Annotated in this window: 17 protein-coding genes; 14 read left to right on the forward strand and 3 right to left on the reverse strand. The window is 34.2% G+C overall.

The window, feature by feature from the left end; translation table 11 throughout:
• Positions 1-38: 38 nt before the first annotated feature.
• From WH267_RS12720 to WH267_RS12730, 3 genes are all read right to left on the reverse strand, one after another.
• Entirely contained in the window at positions 39-1,697 is a 1,659-nt protein-coding gene (locus WH267_RS12720) for a ribonucleoside-diphosphate reductase subunit alpha (RefSeq protein WP_340008688.1), read from the reverse strand.
• A gap of 56 nt (positions 1,698-1,753) precedes the next feature.
• Positions 1,754-2,044, reverse strand: a complete 291-nt coding sequence (locus WH267_RS12725; protein WP_340008689.1) for a hypothetical protein — start codon at positions 2,042-2,044, stop codon at positions 1,754-1,756.
• Positions 2,045-2,152: 108 nt separating this feature from the next.
• The gene (locus WH267_RS12730; RefSeq protein ID WP_115970234.1) at positions 2,153-3,127 is read right to left on the reverse strand and encodes a ribonucleotide-diphosphate reductase subunit beta; all 975 of its coding nucleotides are present in this window, start codon (positions 3,125-3,127) and stop codon (positions 2,153-2,155) included.
• 423 nt (positions 3,128-3,550) lie between these two features.
• Here WH267_RS12730 and WH267_RS12735 point away from each other — a divergent pair, with 423 nt between their 5' ends.
• The 14 genes from WH267_RS12735 (at position 3,551) to WH267_RS12800 (ending at position 21,607) form a co-directional block, all read left to right on the forward strand.
• A complete protein-coding gene (locus tag WH267_RS12735) occupies positions 3,551-4,240 on the forward strand; it encodes an ABC transporter ATP-binding protein (protein WP_115970170.1) in 690 nt (229 codons plus the stop codon).
• Positions 4,241-4,325: 85 nt separating this feature from the next.
• The gene (locus WH267_RS12740; RefSeq protein ID WP_115970171.1) at positions 4,326-5,558 is read left to right on the forward strand and encodes an ABC transporter permease; all 1,233 of its coding nucleotides are present in this window, start codon (positions 4,326-4,328) and stop codon (positions 5,556-5,558) included.
• 84 nt (positions 5,559-5,642) lie between these two features.
• Positions 5,643-6,914 carry an ABC transporter permease gene (locus WH267_RS12745; RefSeq protein WP_115970172.1) on the forward strand — a complete coding sequence of 424 codons (1,272 nt, stop codon included), beginning with the start codon at positions 5,643-5,645 and terminating at the stop codon, positions 6,912-6,914.
• A gap of 99 nt (positions 6,915-7,013) precedes the next feature.
• The gene (locus tag WH267_RS12750) at positions 7,014-8,225 is read left to right on the forward strand and encodes an efflux RND transporter periplasmic adaptor subunit (RefSeq protein ID WP_185018689.1); all 1,212 of its coding nucleotides are present in this window, start codon (positions 7,014-7,016) and stop codon (positions 8,223-8,225) included.
• A 175-nt stretch (positions 8,226-8,400) separates the two neighbouring features.
• A complete protein-coding gene (locus WH267_RS12755; RefSeq protein WP_340008695.1) occupies positions 8,401-9,918 on the forward strand; it encodes a glycosyltransferase family 39 protein in 1,518 nt (505 codons plus the stop codon).
• Between the two features lie 228 nt (positions 9,919-10,146).
• Positions 10,147-11,184: a cytochrome-c peroxidase gene (locus WH267_RS12760; protein ID WP_340008696.1), complete on the forward strand. Its 1,038-nt coding sequence runs from the start codon at positions 10,147-10,149 to the stop codon at positions 11,182-11,184.
• Positions 11,185-11,335: 151 nt separating this feature from the next.
• The gene (locus WH267_RS12765) at positions 11,336-12,238 is read left to right on the forward strand and encodes an NAD(P)/FAD-dependent oxidoreductase (protein ID WP_340008698.1); all 903 of its coding nucleotides are present in this window, start codon (positions 11,336-11,338) and stop codon (positions 12,236-12,238) included.
• A gap of 152 nt (positions 12,239-12,390) precedes the next feature.
• The gene (glyA, locus tag WH267_RS12770; RefSeq protein WP_115970180.1) at positions 12,391-13,656 is read left to right on the forward strand and encodes a serine hydroxymethyltransferase; all 1,266 of its coding nucleotides are present in this window, start codon (positions 12,391-12,393) and stop codon (positions 13,654-13,656) included.
• 50 nt (positions 13,657-13,706) lie between these two features.
• Positions 13,707-14,171, forward strand: coding sequence for a regulatory protein RecX (locus tag WH267_RS12775; RefSeq protein WP_394337814.1), 465 nt, complete (start codon positions 13,707-13,709; stop codon positions 14,169-14,171).
• Between the two features lie 33 nt (positions 14,172-14,204).
• Positions 14,205-15,341: an aminotransferase class I/II-fold pyridoxal phosphate-dependent enzyme gene (locus WH267_RS12780; protein ID WP_340008702.1), complete on the forward strand. Its 1,137-nt coding sequence runs from the start codon at positions 14,205-14,207 to the stop codon at positions 15,339-15,341.
• Between the two features lie 126 nt (positions 15,342-15,467).
• Positions 15,468-17,396, forward strand: coding sequence for a polysaccharide biosynthesis protein (locus tag WH267_RS12785; protein ID WP_123318067.1), 1,929 nt, complete (start codon positions 15,468-15,470; stop codon positions 17,394-17,396).
• A 37-nt stretch (positions 17,397-17,433) separates the two neighbouring features.
• Positions 17,434-18,252: a polysaccharide biosynthesis/export family protein gene (locus WH267_RS12790; protein ID WP_340008704.1), complete on the forward strand. Its 819-nt coding sequence runs from the start codon at positions 17,434-17,436 to the stop codon at positions 18,250-18,252.
• Between the two features lie 7 nt (positions 18,253-18,259).
• The gene (locus tag WH267_RS12795; RefSeq protein WP_340008706.1) at positions 18,260-20,641 is read left to right on the forward strand and encodes a GumC family protein; all 2,382 of its coding nucleotides are present in this window, start codon (positions 18,260-18,262) and stop codon (positions 20,639-20,641) included.
• Complete coding sequence (locus WH267_RS12800) at positions 20,642-21,607, forward strand: SDR family oxidoreductase (protein WP_123318070.1); 966 nt, start codon at positions 20,642-20,644, stop codon at positions 21,605-21,607.

The raw sequence follows: 21,607 nt of genomic DNA on the forward strand, positions 1-21,607 counted from the left end.
CGTGCCTTTGCTAATATAGCGTGTTTATTATTTGTAGTCTATGCTTCGCAAGCTGAACATGTTACAAAGTTTACCATCATTTCTTTTGAAACGGAAGAACTTCTTTGGTAGTAAAGAGTTTTTACTCCTTTTTTCCAAGCTTCGATATATAAATAGTTTACATCTTTTACCGGCATTGTAGAAGGAATCTGAAGGTTCAGAGATTGAGCCTGGTCGATGTATTGTTGTCTCTGTGCAGCCTGAGAAATAACCTCCATCGGAGAAATTTCCTTGAATGTTTTGAATACTGCCTTTTCTTCGTCAGTCAATTCAGTCAGATGTTGTACAGAACCATGATTTAACATGATCGTTCTCCAGGTTTCCTCATTATCCAATCCTTTTTCTTCTAATAATTTAGCCAGATATTTATTCTTACGCATAAAGTTTCCTTTTGCTAAACCTGCTTTATAATAATTAGATGCGAAAGGCTCAATTCCTGGAGAGGTCTGTCCTAAAATTGCAGAACTTGAAGTGGTAGGAGCAATGGCCATTGTAGTGGTATTTCTCAATCCATAACCTTTCAGTAATTCAGGTTCGCCATAAATATTGGCTAGCTCTCTAGAAGCCTGTTCTGCCTGTTCTTTAATATGTTTAAAAGCTCTTGCGTTAAACTGAGTTGCTTCAAAGCTTTCAAAAGGAATCATATTTTTCTGTAAATAGGAGTGGTATCCTAAAACACCTAACCCAAGAGCTCTGTGGCGCATAGCGAAGTTTCTAGCTCCTTGTAAATAATAATTCCCTTCAGTTTTTTCGATAAATTCTGATAAAACAGCATCTAAGAAATAAATAGCTAGTTTTACTGCATCCGTATCTTTCCACTCATCATATAATTCTAGGTTCATTGATGATAAACAGCAGATGAAAGATTCTTCTCTTGTAGATGGAAGCATAATTTCAGAACAAAGGTTACTTGCGTTAACAGGTAGTCCTAAGTCTTTGTAAACCTGTGGTTTATTTCTATTTACGTTATCTGTAAAGAAAATATAAGGAAGACCTTTTTGCTGACGGCTTTCTAAAACTCTTGCCCAGATCTTACGTTTATCCATATCCCCATCAATCATATCCTGCATCCAGTAATCCGGAACACAAATTCCTGTGAATAGGTTTTGGATAGGGCTTCCAATATCTTTAATGGATAAAAATTCTTCAATATCACCATGGTCGATGTCCAGATAAGCAGCAAAAGCACCTCTTCTCACTCCTCCCTGAGAAACCACATCCATTGCTGTGTCAAACAATTTCATGAAAGAAACCGCTCCTGAAGATTTACCATTATCTGTCACAGCAGTACCCCTGTTACGAAGTTCTCCGAAATATCCTGAAGTTCCGCCTCCGATCTTAGTCTGCATGATTACTTCACCCATTTTGTGAGTAATTCCTTCAATACTATCGGGAATGTGAACATTGAAACATGAGATAGGAAGACCTCTCTGTGTTCCCATATTAGCCCATACCGGTGAAGAGAAACTGATCCATCCTTTGGTGATCATTTCCTTGAATGCAGCTTGTAATTCAGGCTTATATAATTTTTTTGCGGCAGCGGTGGTGATTCTGTCAATGGCTCCGTCTACTGTTTCTCCTTTCAACAGATATCCTCTGTTTAGCATCTGTTCAGACTCTTCATTGAGCCACCATATATTTGAATTTTGCTCTTCCATAGATGTTATATTTTCGAATTCCAAAATGAGATAATCACTCAGGAATTTTGTATTTTTTATATTATTGATTGTAAAAATTCTACTTTGTGGGAACCGTTTAGTCCACTTTCATCTCTTAATTTTTGAAACTCTTTAAAAGATGGTATATTCAAAACCTCATGCTGAATTTCTTCATTGATGTAGTTAGAATAATGCACAAAGGTAACACCATCTTCCTTTACATACACCTTATATTCAAATATTGATTGATCCAGATTTTTAAAATCCTCTAAAAACTTTTGAATATTGGCTTTATTTGTAGGAACAAATTCAGGGTTTACGGTGTAGCTTACAATTACATTAATCATCTTTTATATTTGTGCTTATTAAGTCAACTGTGATTCTGTTTTTAATTGTATTATGGATGACGTGATAATACAGTCTGTTTTGACGCTCGCTTCGCTCGCGCCCTTAAACTAAAACAAATCGTTTGCTGTAATACTCTTATCGTGTTTTGTATAATCTACTGGTCTTTTTGCGAAGAAATCATCCATGGAGTTGGCAAAAACCTCTTCTTCAAACCATTTCATAGGGCGGTATTCCTCAGGAGAAACATTATAGCGGGTTTCCATATTGATCTTCTTTAAACTGTCATCAACACGGTATTTCATAAAGTTCAATAGATCTTCTCTTGAGAAAACATTTAATTCTCCAAGCTCAAAGATCCAGTCTAAGATTTCTCCTTCCAATTCTATAGATTGGTCTACCAATGTGTAGATGTCTTCAATATCTGAATCTGTCAATAGGTCGGGTTGCTCCTCACGGATTTTATTGATCAGATAAATTCCTGCATTAGCGTGAATTTGCTCATCAATAGAAGTCCATGCAATAATATTGGAGACATTCTTCATATATCCTTTGAATCTTGTGAAAGAAAGGATGATGGCAAATTGTGAGAAAAGCGATACATTTTCAATAAGGATACTGAATAATAAAAGAGAAGAAACGTATTCTTTTGGTGTTGTAGAATTGGCGTGTTTAAGAACATTTGATAGAAAATCAATTCTCTTTTTTACGGCAGGAATTTCTATTACATTTGAAAATTCTTCATTATATCCCAACACTTCCAATAAACGGGAATAAGCTTCAGAATGTCGGAATTCACATTCTGCAAAAGTAGCTCCCAGTCCATTCAATTCAGGTTTTGGCATGTGGTTGTATAGGTTTCCCCAGAATGTCTTTACAGACACCTCGATCTGTGCAATGGCTAAAAGCGCATTTTTCACAGCATGCTTTTCATGTGGTTCCAACTGCGAATGAAAATCTTGTACATCTGCAGTAAAGTCCACTTCTGAATGTACCCAGAATGATTTGTTGATAGCTTCTACAAATTGCAGAACCTCCGGGTATTCAAATGGCTTATAGCTTACTCTCTTATCAAAAATTCCCATATTAAATATCTTTATAATTAAATAATTCAGATCTCTGTGGATAATGTTCAGAATAAGTGTAACTTTTTGTTTTTGTGATGGTTGTGAATTTAAGTTATTCACACTGTAAGTTTTCTTTTCTGAGCAAAATCTAATGACAAAGTTCGAAAAAAAGAACTGATTTTGAAAGAGGTAAATACTAATAGGCTGACTTTTAGCTGTAAAAGTTTTCCACATTTACATGAAACTGGCACAGATAATAGGCTAGAAGGCAATATAGGGGATAAATACATGGAAAACTTAAGTTACAGTTAAACAAAATTTATTAACCTGCTTTAAATAAAGGATTAAAGGGTTAAACAAAAAAATATTTGAATAAATTTTCAATCTTGTAACAATTTGAAATTATCATCTACTTATTGGGTATAAAACATACATCACTTAATGTTAGTAATTCAGGATTTACATAAGTCATACGATACAGGGAAAAGCAAACTTCATGTTTTGAAGGGGATCAATCTGAATATTTCAGAAGGAGAGTTTGTTTCCATTATGGGAAGTTCAGGTTCCGGAAAGTCTACCCTTCTTAATATCATTGGGATTCTGGATGAAAAAGATTCAGGAACCTATGAATTGGATGGTGTTCCTATTGAGCATTTATCAGAAGTGAAAGCGGCAGAATACAGAAGTAAGTTTTTAGGGTTTATTTTTCAATCCTTTAATCTTATCAGCTATAAGACAGCTCTGGAAAATGTAGCACTTCCTCTATACTATCAGAACGTACCGAGAAAAGAAAGAAATCAGAAAGCCATGGAATATCTGGAGAAAGTAGGTCTTGCACAATGGGCCAATCACCTTCCCAATGAACTTTCAGGAGGACAGAAACAAAGGGTAGCCATTGCAAGGGCTCTTATCACAGATCCGAAAGTGGTATTGGCAGATGAACCTACCGGAGCATTGGATTCCAAAACGACCCATGATATTATGAAGCTTCTTCAGGATATTAACAATGAAGGAAAAACTATCATTGTGGTAACCCACGAACCGGATGTAGCCGCACAGACAAAAAGAAACGTAGTTCTGAAGGACGGTATCATTGAAAGTGATGAGTTTATTAAGCAGATTGTACTTTAGACAATTTGAAAATTTGGAAATGAGATAATTTGAAAATTGAATGACTTTATTCTTTTAATTTTTCAATCTTTTAATATTAATAAAAATGTTTGACCTAGATCGTTGGCAGGAAATATTCAGTTCTATCCGTAGTAATGTACTTCGGACGGTACTTTCGGGATTTACGGTAGCCTTGGGACTGTTTATTTTTATTGTTCTTTTTGGAATAGGAAAAGGGCTTCAGAATGCTTTCTCGGAAGGATTTGCAGGAGATGCCAAAAACCTGATTACCATTTATACAGGAAAAACTACCTTAGCTTATAAAGGATTACAATCCGATAGAAATGTTAGTATGAACAATGATGACTACGATTTTCTTGTCAATGCAGATAAAGAAAATGTAGGAGCATCCAGTCCAAGATATGCGACCAATTTAATGGTCAAATATGGCAAAGAAAGTGGACTTTATCAGGTACATGGTGCAGAGCCGGGAGAACAGGTTATTGAAAACAGAAAGCTAGTTGATGGACGTTACATTAATTCTTTCGACTTAGCCAGAAAACAGAATGTAGCGGTTATCGGAAGAATGGTTCAGAGAGACCTTATTAAAAACGGAGGTTCTATCGGGAAAGAGCTGGATATTAACGGAACAATGTTTAAAGTTGTTGGGGTATTTTCAGATGATGGCGGAGATAGGGATGAAAGACACATTACCGTACCCATTACCACTTTACAGCAGATGAAAAAAGGGTCTGATACCGTGAATACGGTTTATATAGCCTATAATGATAAACTGCTCAACCCTCAGGATGCAATCAAGTATGGAGACGAGCTGAGAGATAAACTGAAAGCAAGGAAAAATGTTTCTCCTGATGACGAAAATGGAGTTCGTGTATGGAATAATGCCAAGAATATGAATGATACATTTACCTTTATGGCGGTTCTTACTGCAATCGTAGGGTTTATTGGACTGGGAACATTATTAGCGGGAATTATCGGGATCAGTAATATCATGGTTTATATTGTAAAAGAAAGAACCAAGGAAATCGGAGTACGAAAAGCTATTGGAGCCAAACCGGCAGGAATTGTTGCCCTGATTGTTCAAGAAAGTGTCGTAATTACTGTAGTCTCCGGATTTGTGGGGATAGGAGTGGGTGTTTTAACATTAAGCCTGATTGGTGACAGCCTTGAAGAATTTTTCATTAAAAGTCCGAGTGTAGGTTGGGGATCCATCTTTATGGCATTTATAGCATTAGTTTTCTCCGGATTGATCGCAGGGTTTGTTCCGGCATACAGAGCTTCAAGAATTAAACCGATTGAAGCATTGAGAACAGAATAGTAATTGAAAATAAGATAATCTGTAAATGTAGTAATGACAGCTATTTACTCTTTTACAACTATTAATAATTTATAATTCAGAAAGGTGAATATCATATTTAAAAAAGATACTTGGCAGGAGATCTATTATTCATTGAGAAATAATAAGCTCCGAACATTTCTTACCATGATTGGGGTAGGATGGGGCATGTTTTTATATGTGAGCCTTCTTGGGGCAGCAAAAGGGATGGAGAATGGTTTTGATAAGTTGTTTTCCGGGTTTGCTACCAATTCCATTTTCCTGTGGGCACAGAAAACATCTATTCCGTATGAAGGGTTTCCGAAGGGAAGAGATGTTCATTTGAACTTACCGGATATGGAAATGCTGAAAAGAAAAGTAATCGATATTGATTATATATCACCTCAGAATGCAAGAGGAAGTTTTACAGGAACACCTGGGGAATCTATGTCAAGAAACGGGAAAAGTGCTACTTATTCTTTGACGGGAGATTATTCTGTAGGAAACAAGATTTCAGAAAAGAAGCTGATTTTCGGACGTTATATCAACGATGCAGATGTTTCCGGTAACAAAAATGTGGTAGTGATCGGAGAAGAGATTTATAAAAACTTTTTTGATTCCAAGAAAAAAGAAGATCCTATAGGGCAGTCTATCAATATAAAAGGAATATTCTTCAATGTAATTGGTGTTTTCAGAGTAAAAAAAGGAGGTGGTTTTGAAAATGATCAAACAGCATTTATTCCACTATCCACTTATACTAAGATGTACAATGCGGGAGAGCAGATTGATATGTTTGCTATTGTCAGTAAACCTAATGCCAACGTTAATGGAGTAGAAGAAGAAGTAAAGCAGGTTTTGAAGGTGAAAAATAAAATTTCCCCTGAAGATACCAATGCTTTTGGAAGTTTCAATTTAGGAAAAGAGTTTAAAAAACTGACAGGTTTCCTTACAGGGATGCAGCTTTTAACCATTATTGTTGGAACATTAACGATCCTGGCAGGAGTTATTGCCATTTCAAACATTCTTTTGATTACTGTAAAAGAAAGAACAAAGGAAATAGGCATCAGAAGAGCATTGGGAGCTAAGCCTGCTGAGGTAAGAAATCAGATCCTGCTGGAAAGTGTTGTGATTACACTCTCTTCCGGGTTGCTGGGATTTATGTTTGGAATCTTTGTGCTGATGATCTTAAATATGGCCACGCAGGGACAGGACTCGTTTCCTTTCTATAATCCAACGGTAAACTACGGAAACGTATTTGCTGCCATGGCTGTAATGGTTATATTAGGATTGATTATTGGGATGATCCCTGCGCAGAGAGCAGTGAAAATCAGGCCGATTGAAGCATTAAGAACAGAATAATAATTTGAAAATCAAATAATTTGAGTATTTAAAAATATAAAAGTATCATCTTGTAATTTTTAAATCATTCAATCTTTTAATAAAAAATAAACTATACATATGAAAAAGAAATTCACTTGGAAAAAAGCCATTTATATTGTATTGGGGCTTTTATTTGCAGTGGCATTGTTCTCAGGGATCGGTTATCTGGTAAAATCGAATTCCCAAGAAGGCGAGGCTTTCCTTACCCGTAAACCCAGTATTCAGAATATGGATGATAAGGTAATGGCCACCGGAAAAATTGTTCCAAAGGAAGAAATTGAAATTAAGCCCAATATTACAGGGATTATCGATAAAATTTTAGTAAAAGAAGGAGATAAAGTAGAAGTAGGCCAGCTCATTGCTACTGTGAAAATTGTACCAAGTATTTCCGAAGTAAACGCTGCTCAGCAGGAAGTTCAGAATGCACAGATTCAGATCAGCAATGCGCAGATGAATGTAGGCAATATGCAGAAGCAGTTTGAAATGCAGGATAAACTGTATAAGCAGGGAGTAGCTTCTAAACAGGAGTTTCTTAATGCCCAGCAGCAGCTTTTCTCTCAGCAGCAAACTCTTAAAAATTCTCAGCAACAGCTGAATACAGCACAGAAAAGATTACAGATTGCGAAAACCGGTGCTACTCCTGAACTTCAGGGTCAAGGTCTGGCTACCACGCAAATCCGTTCCAAAGCTTCAGGAACAGTTCTTGAGGTTCCTGTAAAATTAGGAAGCCAGGTAATTGAAGCGAATAACTTTAATGCCGGAACAACAATCTGTTCCGTAGCAGATCTGAATTCTCTGATCTTTAAAGGAGAGATTGATGAAGCTCAGGCTGGAAAATTAAAGCAGGGTATGGATATGAACATTGTAATTGGTGCTTTACAAAACAAAACTTTCCCTGGAAAACTGACCATGATTGCTCCAAAAGGAAAAGATAATGTAGGAACAATCAAGTTCCCAGTTGAAGGTAACGTAGAAAACCCTAACAATGAATATATCAGAGCAGGATTCTCTGCTAACGGAGAAATTGTATTAAGCTCTCAGAAAAATGCATTATTACTGGACGAATCTTTAGTTCAGTATGAAAAAAAGCAAGGGAAAGATGTTCCTTTTGTAGAAGTAAAGCAGAAAGACGGAAAGTTTAAAAAAGTATATTTAAAACTTGGAGCTAGTGACGGAATTAATGTTCAGGTTCTTCCGGGATCTGATATTACCAAAGATTCTGAAATAAAAGTTTGGAACCCGTCAGATAAAGACAAAGAAGAGCTGAAAGAAAAATCAAAAGCAAAATAATAAACTACACTATACATTTTAAACTGTTAGATCCCGGAGATATATTCTTCGGGATTTTTTATAGAATAGTAAAGGTATCATATCTTCCAGCATATAGTTTCTAATATTTTTTCATCTTTAAAATGTAATAGATCAGAAGTTTAAAATGTCTTATTTTTAGTTTTAAAATAGAGCCATGAAGAAAAGTAGCCTTATTCTTATTATTTTTATCATTGTCAAATTTATTCTTCAATATTCGCTGATAAGCCCTGAATACGACCTGCAACGAGATGAATATTTACATTTGGACCAGGGGAATCATCTTGCCTGGGGCTATATTTCCGTTCCTCCTGTAAGTTCATGGATATCATGGCTGATAAAGGCATTAGGTGATTCTGTATTTTGGATTAAATTTTTTCCGGCTTTATTCGGAGCATTAACAATAGTTGTTGTCTGGAAAGCTATTGAAGAATTAAAAGGTGGCCTTTTTGCTTGTCTTCTTGCATCATTGGGACTGTTGTTTTCCTCATTACTTCGTTTGAACATGTTGTATCAACCCAATTCATTAGATGTTCTTTTGTGGACTTCCTTTTTCTATATTCTGATAAAATATGTCAATACTGAAAAAATAAGTTGGCTGTATTGGGGTGGTTTCATTTTCGCGATTGGAATATTGAATAAATACAATATCGTTTTTCTTGCATTAGGATTTATTCCAGCTCTTTTAATGACTAAGCAAAGAAAGATTTTTGCAAATCCTCATACATATGGCGCTTTACTTTTAGCCCTAGTGATTATTTTTCCCAATCTCATCTGGCAGTATAATAATAATTTTCCGGTAGTTCATCACATGAAAGAGCTTTCCGAATATCAGTTAGTAAATGTCAATAGGTTTGACTTTTTGAAATCTCAGTTTTTATTCTTTATCGGAGTAACTTTTGTTATTCTGTTTGGTTTTTATGCTTTGTTGTTTTATAAATCTTTCGAAAAAATTAGGTTTTTCTTTTGGGGATATATGATCACCATATCTGTATTTATGTTTTTTAGAGCAAAAGACTATTATGCTGTAGGTATTTACCCTATTTATATAGGTTTCGGGGCTGTTTACCTTGAGGGAATTTTAAAAAGCGGATGGAAGAGGTTTCTCAAACCTATTTGTATTTTACATCCTATCCTTTTGTTTTTGCCAGTATATAATCTCGCATTTCCTAATAAACCTCCGGAATCTATAGTTCAGAATCCAGATTCTTATAAGAAATTTGGACTCTTGCGTTGGGAAGATGGTAAAGATCATTCTTTACCTCAGGATTTTGCAGACATGTTGGGCTGGAAAGAATTAGCTCAAAAAGTAGATATAGAATATTCTAGACTGTCAAAATCCGGAAATACCTTAGTGCTTTGTGATAATTATGGGCAGGCAGGAGCTATTAATTTTTATTCAAAAAAAGGAGTGAAGGCCGTGTCATTCAACGCAGATTATATCAATTGGATGGATTTAAGTAAGAAGTATAAAAATCTGATTAGAGTTAAAGATACTCCAGAAAATGAACTCCAAAAGACTGGAGCATTTTTCAATTATTCGATACTGGCGGATTCTGTCACTAATCCATATGCAAGAGAAAAAGGAACTGTTATTTTTAGTTTTGAAGATGCAAAAATTGACATACGCAAAAGACTTCAGAATGAAATAGATGAAGTGAAAAGTAGAAATTAACGAACATATAGCTGTAGTTGAGTCTAATAGGTTTAAGAGATTTGAAAAAAAAAATGCTTAAGTCAGGTTAATTTTTAGAATAGTTTATTCTTGAGGTTTATGATTAATGAATGTTGTTGAGAATAGTATGTTTTATATATTATTTATTTCTGATTTGTTATATCCTTTAGTTTTGATTTAATATTGTGAATAGGTTTTATTATTTTTAATTTCACCTAAAAACATAATATGAAAAATTTAATTTTAATATTGGGCCTTCTGATATTATTTTCATGCCAGGGAAATAAAGAGAAGACAGAAACCGATATTCCTTTAATTCCAATGTTTACCGAGTTGCAAAATAAAGCAAAAGCTATATTTGGTGCTTTACCTAGCTTCGTGGATAATCCAATCAGTCCTATAAGTGACGAAAAAGTACTATTGGGAAAAGCATTGTATTTTGACCCTATCCTTTCGAAGAATGGAACCCAAAGTTGTAATACATGCCATAATCTAAACACCTATGGAGTGGATAATAAAGCTTTTTCTCCTGGAGACGCTAAAGGATCTGTAGGAGTAAGGAATTCACCTTCTACTTTGAATGCAGCGCTTCATACAGCACAATTTTGGGACGGAAGAGCAAAGTCTCTTGAAGAACAAGCTGGCAAGCCTATCCTAAATCCTATAGAAATGGGAATTCCTGATGAAAATTTTGTTATTGAAAGACTTAAGAAAAACGAAAAGTATCAAAAAATGTTTGCCACTGCTTTTCCAAAGGATAAGATTCCTATCAATTGGGATAATCTTACCAACGCAATTGGAGCATTTGAAAGAAAGCTAATAACTCCTTCCCGTTTTGATAAATACATTGAAGGAGATAATAATGCTTTAACAGATAAAGAAAAACTTGGACTTCAAAACTTTATTGATGTGGGATGTATTACTTGTCATACTGGTCCGGCTTTAGGAGGTAATTCTTTTCAGAAATTCGGAGTATATAAAGAATATTGGAAGGAAACTAAAAGTACTAAAATTGATGAAGGTAAGTCGGCTATTAGTAAAAATGAAGCCGAAAAATATATGTTTAAAGTTCCTTCTTTGAGAAATGTTACTAAAACCTCACCTTATTTTCATGATGGGAGTGTAACAGATTTGAAGGAAGTCATCAGAATAATGGGGAAAATACAATTGGATAAAGAATTAACATCAGAGCAAGTCGATAATATATATGCTTTTTTTGAATCATTAACAGGTGAAGTTAATCCTGAATTAGCAAAAGCACCTTAATCTTTTGAACAGATATTTTGTCAAAAAATGATTCCTGAATTCAGATGTTCAGGAATCATTTTTATTTATTAATTATTTAATGCAATAAAGTTGCGTTAAATAATTTTTATTGTAATTTTGTATACCAATAAATTATATCTAGACAGAAAGTATGCAAAACAAAAAAATGGATGTTATTATCATAGGAGGGAGTTACTCCGGATTATCTGCAGCAATGGCATTGGGTAGATCTTTGAGAAACGTGTTGATTATAGATCACGGAAAGCCATGTAACAGACAGACTCCGCATTCCCATAATTTTATTACCCATGATGGAAAAACTCCAAAAGAAATCAGAGAACTAGCGAAAAAGGATGTAGAAAAATATAAGACGGTACAGTTTTATGAAGGTGAAGCTAAGAAAATAGAGAAAAATGGAGATGTTTTTTGTGTTGAGTTGTTTTCCGGTGATGAGTTTTATGCTAAAAAGATTATTCTGGCTTCCGGAGTAAAAGATATGATGCCGGATATTCTAGGATTTTCAGAATGTTGGGGGATTTCTGTCATCCATTGTCCCTATTGTCATGGTTATGAAGTAAGAAATGAAATAACAGGCATTTTAGCAGACGGTGACTTAACTTTTGAATTTTCAAAGTTGGTCTTTAATTTGACAAAAGAGCTCACCTTATTCACTAATGGGAAAACAAAGCTTACCCATGAACAGGTTGAAAAGTTAAAACAGAATAAGATCAATCTTAATGAAGAAGAAATAGAGAAGATTGAACATGAAAATGGGTATATTCAAAAAATAATTTTCAAGGATGGTAGCGTTGCACCTTTAAAAGCCTTGTATGCAAAAATCCCTTTTAAGCAGAATGTTGATGTGTCAGAATTAGGCTGTGAGTTAACAGAATATGGGTTTATCAAAGCAGATTTTATGCAGAAAACGTCTGTCCCCGGAGTTTTCGCTTGTGGAGATAATGTCACGATGATGAGGTCTGTAGCCAATGCCGTTGCACAGGGTAATTTTGCAGGGGCTGTTGTGAATAAAGAGCTTTCTGAAGAGGAGTTTTAAAGATTTACCTTATACAATCTGAGGATATAAATGATTTGATTGTTTTTCCGTCTTTTCATTGTTTAGTGTTTAAAAATCATCCTTGTCAATACTAAAATCTCAACGAAAAATCCGTACATTTGGGGTGAAAAATTTCAAAAACTAAAAGTAAAATGGATATTATTTTTGACCTGATTGAAAAGGAAAGACAAAGACAAGCCCATGGATTAGAGCTTATCGCATCGGAAAATTTTGTTTCTGAAAATGTGATGAAAGCAATGGGAAGTGTACTTACAAATAAATATGCTGAAGGGTATCCCGGGAAAAGGTATTACGGAGGATGTGAAGTTGTGGATGAGGTTGAAACCTTAGCGATCAACAGAGCAAAAGAACTTTTCGGAGTAGACTATGTGAACGTTCAGCCACATTCCGGATCTCAGGCAAATGCTGCCATTTATCTTGCCGTTTTGAAACCAGGAGATAAGATCATGGGAATGGACCTTTCAATGGGGGGACACCTTACTCACGGTTCTGCGGTGAACTTCTCAGGAATTCAGTATGAAGTAGTTTCTTACGGAGTAGAAAGAGAAACAGGTCTTATTGATTATAACCAAATGAGAGAAGTTGCTCTAAGAGAAAGACCAAAAATGTTGATCGCTGGATTCTCTGCTTATTCAAGAGATCTTGATTATGCTAAATACAGAGAGATTGCAGATGAAATCGGAGCAACGCTTTGGGCTGATATTGCTCACCCTGCAGGATTGGTTGCAAAAGGATTATTAAATTCACCATTTGAACACTGTCACGTAGTAACCACGACTACTCATAAGACTTTAAGAGGTCCAAGAGGAGGAATGATCATGATGGGTAAAGATTTTGAAAATACTTACGGTCACAAAACTCCAAAAGGAGAAACAAAAATGATGAGCCAGGTATTGGATGGTGCTGTATTCCCTGGAATTCAGGGAGGTCCGCTAGAGCACGTAATTGCCGGTAAAGCTGTTGCTTTCGGCGAAGCTTTGGATGGCCAGTTTGAAACTTATGCAAAACAGGTTAGAGCTAATGCTCAGGCATTATCAAAAGCAATGATCGACAAAGGATTTGATATCGTGAGCGGAGGTACAGATAACCACTTAATGTTGGTAGACCTTAGAAATAAAGGCGTAAACGGTAAAGAAACAGAAAAAGCATTAGTACTTGCTGATATTACATGTAACAAAAACATGGTTCCTTTCGATGATAAGTCACCATTTACTACATCCGGTATCAGATTAGGAACAGCTGCTATTACAACAAGAGGACTTAAAGAAAATGATATGGAAACTATTGCAGGATTAATCTCTGAAGTAGTAGATAATATCAAAAATGAAGAAGTTCTTGCATCGGTAAGAAAGAAAGTAAATGAATTAATGGAAGGAAAAGCATTGTTCAACTACTAATATAAAATATAATATAGTATAAAGAATGGGCGGAAGCTCATTCTTTTTTTATTCATATGGAAAAGAAATCTTTTACTTTTGTTGAAATCAAGCAGAAACTGGTCAGCTATTGTGTGTATCAGGATCGTTGTCATGCTGAAGTGGAACAGAAAATGAGGGAATTTCTGCTGATTGAAGAGGCTAAAGAAGAAATTATTCTCTATCTGATGAAAGAAAATTATCTCAATGAGGAAAGGTTTACCAGAAGCTATATCCGAGGCAAATTTTATATCAAACATTGGGGAAGAAATAAGATCAGAATGAATCTGAAGCAAAAGCAAATCTCTGAAAAACTGATCAATATGTGTTTTGATGAAATCTATGAAGATGACTATACCAAAACGATCACAAGAATCTACGATGATTACTCTTCTAAACAAAAAGGACTGCAGGAATATCAGAAAAAAGCGAAGACCATAAAATATTTGATGAGCAGAGGTTTTGAATATGAGAAAATAAATGATATTTTTGACTGAAAAATTTGACCAAAACACCAAAACGCAAAAAGCTTGGAAGAAAAGAAGATTTGGCTGTCACCTCCCCACTTAGGAGGAAATGAATTGAAATATATACAAGATGCCTTTGATACCAATTGGGTATCTCAATATGGTTCAAATATAGATAGTTTTGAGAGAACACTTGAAAACTATCTTGGAAATAATTCATTTGTAACGGCTTTGTCTTCAGGAACAGCTGCAATACATTTAGCCTTGCGATTATTGAATGTTCAGGAAGGTGATTTTGTTTTGTGCCAGTCATTTACATTTGTTGCTTCTGCTAATCCCATTCTTTATCAAAAAGCCATTCCTGTTTTTGTAGATAGTGAATCCACTACCTGGAATATTTGTCCAAACGCATTGGAGGATGCTATTAAATATTGCTTGAAGCAAGGAAAAAAGCCCAAAGCAATTATTACTGTTTCTCTATATGGGATGCCATTTATGGTAGATGAAATTTTAGAAATATCACAAAAATATGAGATTCCGATTATTGAGGATAGTGCCGAAGCATTAGGAAGTAAATACAAAAATAAACCTTGCGGAAATTTCGGAGACTTATCAATTATTAGTTTTAACGGAAATAAGATTATTACAACCTCTGGTGGCGGAATTCTTATATCAAGAGATCAGGAATCTAAAAACCAAATACTTTACTTTGCTACGCAGGCAAAAGAAAACCAAGATTATTATAGTCATTCAGAAGTTGGATACAATTATAGAATGAGTAATATTTCTGCAGGAATAGGAAGGGGGCAGCTGGAAGTTTTAGAAGACAGGATAATAAAAAGAAGAGAGAACCATCGATTCTATCGTGATATTTTTGAAAAATATGAAGAAATTAATCTCTTAGAAGAACCTAATGAAGATTTCTTTTCAAATTATTGGCTGAATACGATCACTTTTGAAAAAAAGGATTCGAAAATTACAAAAGAAAAGTTGAAACAAGTATTTTCTGAAAGTAATATAGAGACCAGATACTTGTGGAAGCCGATGCATCTTCAGGTATTATTTGAAAAGTATAAATTTTTTGGTAGTAATGTTTGTGGTATACTTTTTGACAAGGGTTTATGTCTACCATCCGGGACTAATCTGACTGATGGGGATAAAGATAAAATAAAGAATATCCTGATTAATCTCAAGGATTAGATTTATTTTTTTCAGATTTAGGGAATTGATGAGATTTTATTTTAATTTTGCATGATCCCTAGAAATTGATATTAATTTAATAAAGGGCTTTTGTACCGAATAATAATATGAACACAAATAAAGACAATGTATAATTCTTTCAGAAAAAAAATATTTGGAGGAGATAATGTTGTCAATCTCTCAGATGTAAGATATCTTCCCAGATGGATAATACTCATAATAGATATTATTATTCTGGTTATATCCTTATTTCTTTCAACGTATATTATAGAAAAAATCACTCAAAAAGAGTTTATTTACCATGAAGATAAAAGTGTAGTTTTTGCTTTTATTATACTGGTGAATACAATCTTTATGTATCTTTTTAAGACTTATGCAGGGATTATTAGGCATTCTACTTTTATAGATTTATTTAAGCTCCTTATTTCATGCTTTTGTACCATGTTTGTTGTAGCTACAATCAATATGACGTATTTCTGGGTGACGGGAGGTAAATTTATTCTAACTCCCTATCTGGTTTTATATTTTGTAATCTCTTTTATGGGATTATTTCTCTTTAGGCTTTATGTCAAAGAGTTTTTTCACATTGTAAGAGAATATAGAAGAAGTGCTTTGAAAAAAAGGATTTTAGTACTGGGTATTGATGAACAGTCTATTGCTATTGCCCGAGCTATTTTGGATAATCCAAATCTACCTTACCAAGTTGTGGGTTTTTTGACTCAGAGGACAGATTCAAAGAGAGCTTCACTTCTTGGAAAACCAATCTATGCAAAAGAAAAGATTGAAACCAGTACAAAAGATGATCTCGTTATAGATGGGATTATTATTGTCAAAGAAATGATGGCAAAGGATGAAATGAATTCCTGGGTCAATTTATTTCTGGAAAAAGATCTGAATGTATTTAAGGCTCCTTCTGTTCAAAAATTAAGAGATAGTGATTTAGGAGGATCAATAAGAAACCTTCAGATTGAAGATTTACTTAACAGAAAACCTATAAAAATAGAAAACGAAGAAGTTAAGAGCAGACATTATGGCAAAACTGTTTTAGTTACAGGTGGAGCTGGGTCTATTGGTAGTGAAATTGTCCGACAGGTAGCCCAATTTACTCCCTCATTAATTGTTGTACTTGATCAGGCCGAAACACCATTGTATGATATTGAACTTGAAATGAAGGAGAAATTTCCTCATATCAGATTTAAATTTGTTCTGGCTGATGTTTCTAATATGAATAGGGTGGAAACATTATTTCAAACCTATAATTTTTCGATGGTATACCATGCGGCGGCATATAAGCATGTACCTTTAGTTGAAGATAATCCTAATGAAGCAATTCGCGTAAACGTTTTGGGGTCAAAGAATATCGCTCTTTTATCAAGCCGATATAAGGTTAATAGATTTGTTATGATCTCTACAGATAAAGCTGTAAATCCTACGAATGTAATGGGAGCATCAAAAAGAGCTGCTGAATTATTTGTACAGTCTTTACAACATACTGAGGGAAATACTACAAAATTTATTACGACAAGATTCGGAAATGTTTTGGGGTCAAATGGTTCTGTTATTCCTCACTTTAAAAAGCAAATAGAAGCTGGCGGTCCGGTTACGATAACCCATCCTGATATTGTAAGATATTTTATGACGATTCCTGAGGCCTGTGAACTTGTTCTTCAGGCTGGAACAATGGGACATGGAGGGGAGATCTTTGTATTTGATATGGGAGAACCTGTAAAGATTTTAGATTTGGCCAACAGAATGATAAAGTTATCTGGATTTGAACCCAATATTGATATTAAGATTATTTATACAGGGCTTAGACCAGGTGAAAAGCTATACGAAGAGCTATTAAGTGATAACGCAAAAACTCTTCCCACTCACCATGATAAAATTATGATTTCTAAGGATCCTATTATATCATTTTCAGAAATTGATGATCTTGTTAGCTTGATCACTGAAGCATCCATAATGAAAGAAAAAGTAGAGGTGGTGAAAATTTTAAAACTCATAGTTCCTGAGTTTAGAAGTAATAACTCCATCTATGAGGTTTTAGATAGGTAAAAAAAAATATAAATGTATATTTGTACAATTTTAAAATATGAAAAGTAAAATAATAGGAATGTTTTGTATTTTCTTATTGATTTCTTGTAAGGTCAATGAGAAGGCAAAAAATGATTTAAACTATATGCAAAATATAGAAAATGTTGCTATAGAATCATCTACGAAAAATTCAAACTCTACAATACAGTCAGGTGATCAATTAGTTATTCTTATTACTGCTAAGGATATGGATGTTGTAAAAGCATTTAATCAAAATTATTCATCTTCCGAACTTATTCAGACAAATACCTTTGCCGGAGGTAATACTCCTAATCAAGGCTTAACAACTATCTCTGGGCCTACTTATATTGTAGATTCTAAAGGTGAGATAGATTTTCCTATAGTAGGAAAGCTTAATACAACAGGAAAAACATTATCTGAATTTAAAGATATATTGAGATCAGAAATGACCCGATATGTTATTAATCCAACTGTAAATATTAGATTAGCTAATTTTAAAATTACAGTTTTAGGAGAAGTTACGAGACAGGGAGATTATGTGGTTTCCAACGGACAGGCTACTATTCTTAATGCCCTTGGTATGGCTGGTGACTTAACAGCATATGGTAAAAGAGATAATATACTGATCATCAGAAATGAAAACGGGGAGATAACACATGGTAAAATAAATCTTCAGGATGCCAATCTAATTAATTCACCTTATTATCATTTAAAACAAGGAGATGCTATTATTGTAGCGGCAACTAATACAAAAGATTTAGCCTCTAAACAAAACCCAAATACAGGATTATATTTAACAGCTGCTTCAATTGCTATAACAGCAGCAGCAGTTGTTGTAAGTTTAATCAAGAAGTAAAAAATTAATGGACAACCAAAAAACTATGCATTCCTCAGAAGTAGAAAATTCAAATAATATTAATGAAATCATTAAGCCCTATTTAAGAAAGTGGAAATGGTTTATTATTTCAATGCTTTTATGTGTTATTGCTACTTACTTTGCTTTGAAATTTACTACTCCTGTTTATAGTATAGAAACTACAGTTCTTATAAAGGATTCTAAAAATACTCCTGCTGCCGGAAGTGAAATGGGCATACTCCAAGATTTATCCGGATTTGGAGGAATGAAAACTAATAGCATTGATAACGAGATTGAGGTTTTTAAATCTAAAAAACTCATGAGAGATGTTGTAAAATCTTTGAATTTGCAGGCTGATATTATTGCAGAAAAAAAGATCGGAAGTGTTGAATTATACAAGCAATCATCTCCGGTACTTGTTAAATTAGTTTCAGAAAAATCATTGGCGGAATTTCCAAAAGTACCTGTCAATTTAAAGATAAAAGGAGATCAATTGTATCTTACCTCAGAAGAACTTAATAAAGAAATTGTTTCCAGTTTTGGTAAGACTATTAATTTACCCTATGCTACAATTATTATTCTGAAGAATAACGAGTTTAATCCGTTATTAACTAAGGATATAAATACAAGAGACCTGAAGCTTAGAATATTCCCGATGGAAGCTAAAGTTTCTTATTTGCAAGGTATTTCTAAAATTGGTACTGTAAGTAAAGATGCTACTGTTTTGGGATTATCAATGACTTATCCACAACGTGAAAAAGCTATTGACATTTTGAACGCACTGGTTATTGCGTACAATAATGATGCTATTACTGATAAAAATCTTGAATCTAAGAAAACCTTAGATTTTATAGAAGACAGAATAAAAAAACTTTCTACTGAACTAGGTGATGTGGAAAGCCAGAAAGAAAATTTTAAAACAAAAAATAATCTTACTGATCTTGAAACGGAAGCCAGAATAAACCTTGAAAGTTCTGCAGCGGCAAGAAGTAAACAACTTGAACTTGATGCTCAATTGGAATTAACCAATTCTTTAATTGGATTTGTTTCCAAACAAGGTCAATTTCAGGTTCTTCCATCTAATGTAGGCCTAAATAGTCCAGAAGCTAGTTCTGGGATTTCTACTTATAACCAGCTGGTAATGCAGCGTAATAGATTGTTAGAATCTGCAACCCCTGAAAACCCTGCTGTTATTGATATTACTAAGCAGATCAATTCAATGCGTACAACAATAACGCAAAGTTTGCTGAAAAATAAGGATGGATTAGAATTAGCTAGAAATGAGTATCTGGGTGAACAAAATAAAGTTTCAGGAAAAATATCCAAGTTACCATCTATAGAAAGGTTATTTAGAGGAATAGAGAGACAACAACAAATTAAAGAGAATTTATATCTTCTTCTTCTGCAGAAAAGAGAAGAGACGGCTATCGGATTATCTATTACAGCCCCTAAAGCAAGAGTAATTGATACAGCATATGCATCAAATGCTCCTGTTTCACCAAAAAAAATCATTATTCTTGGGGGTGCATTGCTTGTAGGACTTCTTATTCCTTTCATCATTATTTATTTGCTTGAGCTATTAAATAATAAGATTGTATCTAAGCATGATCTTGAAAATCTGATACATGCTCCAGTAATTGCAGAATTGCCTAGTCTGGAGAAAGGAGATTCTGATATTGTTCAGATGAATGATATCACTCCAATGGCTGAAGCATTTAGAATTCTGATAACCAATATGAATTTTATGCTTCCTAAAAACAAGAATAAAGGAAAAGTTGTATTTGTTACTTCCACCGTTAAAGGGGAAGGAAAAACATTTACTTCTGTAAACCTGGCTCTGACTTTAGCGAATCCAAAGAAGAAAGCTATTATTATTGGTTCAGATATTAGGAATCCTCAATTACAGAGATATAATCCATCAAGAAAAGGGTTGGCAGGACTTACTGAATATCTTTATTCAGATCAGATCCAGTTAGAGGAAATTATTCATGTTTCATCTTTTAACCCACATTTGGATGTTATTTATTCAGGAATGATTCCTCCTAATCCTACTGAATTGCTTTCTAATGGAAGATATGAAGTATTGGTTGATCAGTTGAAGGAAAGATATGATTATGTAATTCTAGATACTGCTCCATTGCTTTTAGTAACGGATACTTTCTTAATTGCAGATATGGCAGATGTAACAATTTATGTAGCAAGATCTAACTATACAGAGAAATCATTAATTGAATTTGCTAATAACAACGTTGACCAAAGTAAAATTAAGAACGTTGGATTTGTATTAAATGATGTAAGCCATGAAAATTTGGGTTACAGTAATAAATATGGCTATGGTTATACTTTTGAAAAGAAAACCTGGTTTCAAAAATTAAAAGATAGATTTTAAATGAAAAAGGTTCTAATTACAGGAGGCGCGGGATTTATAGGTTCTAATCTTACAGAATATTTCTTAGGGAAAGGATATAAGGTGGTTTGTCTTGATAACTTTGCTACAGGACATAGACATAATGTAGAACCTTTTCTTGTAGATCCGAATTATACATTAATTGAAGGGGATATCCGTAATTTTGAAACTTGTGTAGAAGCTGTACAAGGAGTAGATTATGTACTCCATGAGGCTGCTTTAGGATCAGTTCCTAGATCTATCAAAGATCCTCAAACCTCTAATGAGGTTAATATTTCAGGCTTTTTAAATATGTTAGTGGCTGCAAGGGATGCAAATGTTAAAAGATTTGTATATGCAGCTTCATCCTCTACTTACGGAGATTCTAAAGCTTTACCCAAAGTGGAAGAGGTGATTGGACGCCCTTTATCTCCTTATGCTATTACAAAATATGTGAATGAATTATATGCTGATGTTTTCAGCAAAACATATGGGATGGAATGTATTGGCCTTCGTTATTTTAATGTTTTTGGAAGACGTCAGGACCCGCACGGAGTATATGCAGCAGTAATTCCACTATTTGTAAAACAATTTATGAATGGGGATTCGCCAAGAATTAATGGAACAGGAGATTATTCCAGAGATTTCACATATATTGATAATGTTATTCAGATGAATGAATTAGCAATGTTGACAGATAACCCCGAAGGAATAAATACAGTTTATAATACAGCTGTTGGAGAGCGTACTACATTAAATGACTTGGTACTATGCTTAAAAAAGCTCCTAAGTAACTACGATGCAAGAATAGCTGATATCGAAATAGAATATGGACCTAACAGATTAGGAGATATTCCTCATTCATTAGCTTCAATAGAAAAGGCTAAAACATTATTAGGATACTCTCCTAGTCATACTCTTGAAAAAGGGTTGGAGGAAGCCGTGAAGTGGTATTGGGAGAATATTTAA

Source organism: Chryseobacterium sp. MYb328, assembly GCF_037572595.1.
In the GTDB taxonomy this organism is placed as follows: Bacteria; Bacteroidota; Bacteroidia; order Flavobacteriales; family Weeksellaceae; genus Chryseobacterium; species Chryseobacterium pennae.